Origin of the sequence: Burkholderia sp. BCC1640, assembly GCF_902833125.1 — a bacterium.
GTDB classification, from domain to species: domain Bacteria; phylum Pseudomonadota; class Gammaproteobacteria; order Burkholderiales; family Burkholderiaceae; genus Burkholderia; species Burkholderia diffusa.
In genome coordinates, this window is sequence record NZ_CADFEF010000128.1 from 1 (window position 1) to 574 (window position 574).

Genomic DNA, 574 nt, shown 5'->3' on the forward strand with positions numbered 1-574 from the left:
TTGGACAAGCCGTGCGGGGTTCAGGTCTTGCGGGCCTGGATGCCGGCGACGAGGTCGATCGCGAGCGCCAGCAGCATCGCCGCGGTGCCGATCGCGAACAGCATGCGGTAGTCGCCGCCGTTCTGCGAGAACACGTAGGACAGGCCGTAGGCGGCGAGCGCCTGGCACAGCGCGAAGCCGACCGTGGCGGTACGCCACGCCGGGTCCTGTTGCGAAGGATGATGGGCGAGCAGCTCGTGCAGGCGCCCCAGCACCAGCGGCACGGTGCCGGTGACGAAGGCGCCGACCAGCACGCTCGACAGCATCAGCCAGAACGGCCCGAGTCCTAGCGCGGGAATCGCCACGCCGCCGATCTCGAGCACGAAGGCCAGGCGCAGCGCGTGGCCGAAGCCGATCCGGTCGGCCAGCGCGCCGGCCAGCACCGGCCCCAGCGTGGCGCCGACGCCGAACAGCACCCAGTATTCGGCGCCCAACTTCAGGCTCTCGCCCAGGCCGCGCGTGACGTAGTCGACCAGGAAGATCATGTGCGGCACCCAGCCGGCCGCGTTCAGCGCGTATTCGGCGTAGAGCGCGC

Annotated in this window: 1 protein-coding gene; it reads right to left on the reverse strand. The window is 70.7% G+C overall.

Annotation, left to right across the window (positions count from 1 at the left end):
* Window positions 1-20: 20 nt before the first annotated feature.
* Window positions 21-574, reverse strand: a 554-nt coding sequence (locus HWX25_RS32825) for a YbfB/YjiJ family MFS transporter (RefSeq protein WP_175912749.1), incomplete at its 5' end; no start/stop codon positions are given.